This is a genomic window from Corynebacterium sp. ACRQJ, assembly GCF_022346045.1.
Taxonomy (GTDB): Bacteria; Actinomycetota; Actinomycetes; order Mycobacteriales; family Mycobacteriaceae; genus Corynebacterium; species Corynebacterium evansiae.
The window spans coordinates 1-3,829 of sequence record NZ_JAKRMT010000033.1; the positions used below are offsets into that span (position 1 = coordinate 1).

Below are 3,829 nucleotides of genomic sequence, written 5' to 3' on the forward strand. Positions count from 1 at the left end.
GTCTGCACCATCCACGCCTCCCCGCAACCTCCCCGAAGCCCTGTCCCCGGCGCCCACTACACTGTGCAGTATGATTCGCCCCGATCTTTCCTCCCTCCCCGCATACGTCCCCGGCTCCACCCAGCCGGGCGCGCTGAAGTTGGCTTCCAACGAGTCTTCGCTGTCGCCGTTGCCTTCTGTTAGTGCCGTTATTAATGACGCCACCTCGAACCTCAACCGCTACCCCGACATGGCTTCGGGCGCGTTGCGTGAGAAACTCGCGCAGTGGTTGGGCGTGGACCTCGACAATGTCGCCGTGGGCAACGGCAGTTCCGCCCTGTGCCAGCAGCTGGTGCAGGCCACCTGTAAGGACGGCGATGAGGTTGTGTACGCCTGGCGGTCGTTCGAGGCATACCCGATCCTGTGCAAGATCGCCGGTGCGGTTGGGGTGGGCGTTCCGCTGAAGAGTGGGCGTCATGACCTCAAGGCAATGAGCGACGCGATCGGCGAGCGTACGCGCTTGGTTTTTGTGTGCAACCCGAATAATCCGACGGGCACGACGGTGAGCCGCGACGAGTTCCGTGAGTTCATGGGGCGCGTGCCTGCGGACGTGACGGTCGTGCTGGATGAGGCGTATGTGGAGTACAACCGGGATGCGGAGTCTCCGGTGGCGCTGGAGGAGCTGCAGCGCTACCCGAACCTGGCGGTGTGCCGGACGTTCTCGAAGGCGTACGGGCTGGCAGGGCTGCGGCTGGGGTACCTGGTCGGGCCGGCGGACCTGGTGGAGGCCGTGAATAAGGTGGGGATTCCTTTCGGCGTGAACGCGCTGGCGCAGGCGGCGGGGATCGCGAGCGTAGAGGCTCAGGGCGAGCTGGCCGCGCGCGTGGATGCGACGGTGGCGGAGCGCGAGCGGGTGGAGGCGTACCTGGCGGGGGTTGCTCCGGATGGAGCTGACGAGGCCGAGGCAGCCGAGCCGCTGACGTACCCGTCACAGGCGAACTTTGTGTGGCTGAACATGGGCGAGCGCGCAGAGGCGCTGGATGAGGCGCTGAAGCGCGAGGGTGTCATCGCGCGGTGTTTCGCGGGCGAGGGCGTGCGCGTGACGGTGACGACGCCGGAGGAGACGGATGTGCTTCTCCGCGCGCTGGACCGGGCTTTGCCGGCCGCCGGGCTGGTTAACTCCCCGCAGGCCGACTAGCGCCGTGCATCCGGAGGATCCGACGCGCATCCCCGCCGTGGTGGAGCGTCTGCGCGCGGCGTGGGAGGCCCAGCCTTCGGTGCCGTTTGCGCAGTTGTGGGCTCAGTTGGAGTCGGTGGGCGTGGGCTTCAACGCCACCGACGCGGAGCTGGTGGAGGCCTGCGATGAGTTGTTGCGCCGTCACCCTTATTCCTTCGCCCCGGTCCTGCCAGGGGCGCTTTCTGACGTGCTTAATGACGCCCCTTCGGCCTCCCCTGCCCCGCGCACTGTGGTGGTGGAGACGGCCGCTCCGGGGCCGGTGGTGACGCTTTCTGTGGAGCCGGGGGAGACACTGGGGTGGGCGGTTGTGCGTGGCCGGCGTGCGGGGGTTCAGCCGGTGGTGTGGCGTTTTCGGGCGGTGCGAGCGTGCCGGGCGGGGGCTCCTTTGGTGGTGGAGGATGCGGAGGGATTTGTGCATCGTCTGGGCGTAGTGGAGCGTTTGACGGCTGCGGGGTTTGCGGTGGCTCCGGGGCAGAATGCGGCTGCGCTGGAGGGGTTGCGGCGCGCGGAGTTGGGGGATCGGGAGTTTGTGGTGCGTTTTGAGGATGATTCGTGGGCGTTGGTGGGGCACGCTTTGTGGTGGTTTCGGGTGGGGCGACGCGCGGTGGATGCGCGGAGGTTGAAGTGGGTGGGGTTTGAGTCTGGAATGTCAGGAGCCCCGCTCCTGGTGCGTACACCGGGAGCGGGGCTCGAGGAGTTGCCGCTGGTCGCGGAGGTTTTCCGCGCCAGCTAGGCGGGGGAAGCTAGCCCGGGCGGGCTAGCTTTGGGAGCTAACTCTGTGGAGTTAGCTCGGTGGGGGTTAGCTCTGGCGGCGGCGCAGTGCCATCAGGGCACCACCCAGAGCCAGGGCGATCACAGACGCACCCAGCGTGATAGCCAGACCAGACACACCGGTCACAGCCAGGCTGCCCCCACGGGAACCAGCCTGAGTGCTCTGGGAAGCAGCACCAGTGCTGCCCTTACCTGCACCCTGGTTGCCAGCGTTGCCCTTGCCCGGCTTCTCAGCACCCGGCTTGGACTCGCCCGGCTTGCCCGGCTTAGCCTCACCCGGCTTACCCGGAGCAGAGGAACCAGCACCATCACCGTGGTTACCCAGCAGGGCACCAATCAGGCCGGAGCCAACAATCGTGCCACCGATGATGGCGCCGATCTTGTTCGGATCCTTCAGCGAATCGGACGAGCCGCCCGGGGTGGTGCTGCCGTCGGAGCCGCCCGGGGTGGTGCTGCCGTCGGAGCCACCCGGGGTGGTGCTGCCGTCGGAGCCACCCGGGGTGGTGCTGCCGTCGGAGCCACCCGGGTTGTTACCACCGTCGGAGCCACCCGGCGTCGGCTTCTTCTCCTCAACCACTGTCACGGTGAACTTCTCGGTGTCAGTAGAACCGTCCGGGTAGGTGACGGTAACCGTGACGGTGACCTTGTCGCCGTGCTTAGCGTCCTTCGGAGCGGTGACCTTCAGCTCGCCGGTCTTCGGATCGGCCTCGACGGTCCAGCCGTCCTTGCTGACCTCAGTCTCGATCTTGGAACCATCAGGCAGCTTGTCGCCCTTGTTCGGAACATCAACCGTGCCACCCGGCTTGACTGTCTGGTTCTCCCAATCCGGGGTCACCTGGTCAGCCTGGTTGCCCTTCGGCTCGTCATTCGGGGTGGTCGGAGTCTTCTCGTTCTCGGTGATCTCAACAGTGACCTTATCGATCTCCTTGCCCTCAGGATCCTTGACCACAACAACGACCTTGTCACCCGGCTCCGCATCCTCGTTCGGGGTCACAGTGATGTTGCCGTTGTCGTCGATCTCAGCGGTACCCGGGCCCTCGGTGACCTCGACGGTGGTGCCCGGCTTAACCGGACCGCCGTCGTTCGGGATCACGATCGGGTCGGTCGGAGTGGTCTTGCCATCCTCCCAGTTCGGATCGGTCTCAACGGTGACGGTGAAGGTCTCGTTGTCCTTAGAGCCATCCGGATAGGTCACCGTCACAGCGATCTCGGACTTATCACCCTGCTTTGCATCAGCCGGCGGGGTGACCGTGACGGTGCCATCCGGAGCCGTGGTGACGATCCAGCCCTTATCGGACTCGGCCTCAACCTTGGAGCCCTCCGGAAGCTGATCCGGACGCTCGTTCTTCACGTCAACCGGGACAGCAGGCTTGGTCGTAGCATTCTTCCACGTCGGGGTGTACTTCACGGCGTCGTCGCCCTGGTTGTCGCCCGCGCCCGGATCAGTAGAATCTGGGTCGCCAACCGTGACGGTGACGTCGACGTTGTCCTTAGAACCATCCGGGTAAGTTACCTCAACCGGAACAGTGATCTTGTCACCCGGCTTAGCATCCTCAGGGACGGTAACGGTGATCTCACCGGTGTTCTCATCGATGGTCACACCATCCGGAACGTTCTCACCCGGAGTGAACTTGGTGTCCTCAGGAGCAGTGGTCGGGTTGCCGTCCTTGTCCTTGAACTCAGGAGCCGGAACCTTGACATCCTCACCCGGCTTACCGTTGCCATCCTCGTACTCAGGCTCGAACTTGTCGGCGTTCTTGTCACCAGGCTGCTCCGGAGCATCCGGCTGCTCAACCGTGACGGTGACGTCGACGTTGTCCTTAGAACCATCCGGGTAAGTTA

At 65.1% G+C, this 3,829-nt stretch carries 3 protein-coding genes; 2 read left to right on the forward strand and 1 reads right to left on the reverse strand.

Annotation, left to right across the window (positions count from 1 at the left end):
* The first annotated feature begins 70 nt into the window (after nucleotides 1-70).
* Nucleotides 71-1,177, forward strand: coding sequence for a histidinol-phosphate transaminase (hisC, locus tag MHX52_RS10205; RefSeq protein ID WP_304504289.1), 1,107 nt, complete (start codon nucleotides 71-73; stop codon nucleotides 1,175-1,177).
* A 4-nt stretch (nucleotides 1,178-1,181) separates the two neighbouring features.
* Nucleotides 1,182-1,949: a hypothetical protein gene (locus MHX52_RS10210; protein ID WP_239318084.1), complete on the forward strand. Its 768-nt coding sequence runs from the start codon at nucleotides 1,182-1,184 to the stop codon at nucleotides 1,947-1,949.
* A gap of 66 nt (nucleotides 1,950-2,015) precedes the next feature.
* On the opposite strand, the gene MHX52_RS10215 is transcribed toward MHX52_RS10210, so the two are convergent.
* Nucleotides 2,016-3,829, reverse strand: a 1,814-nt coding sequence (locus MHX52_RS10215; protein WP_239318086.1) for a YPDG domain-containing protein, incomplete at its 5' end; no start/stop codon positions are given.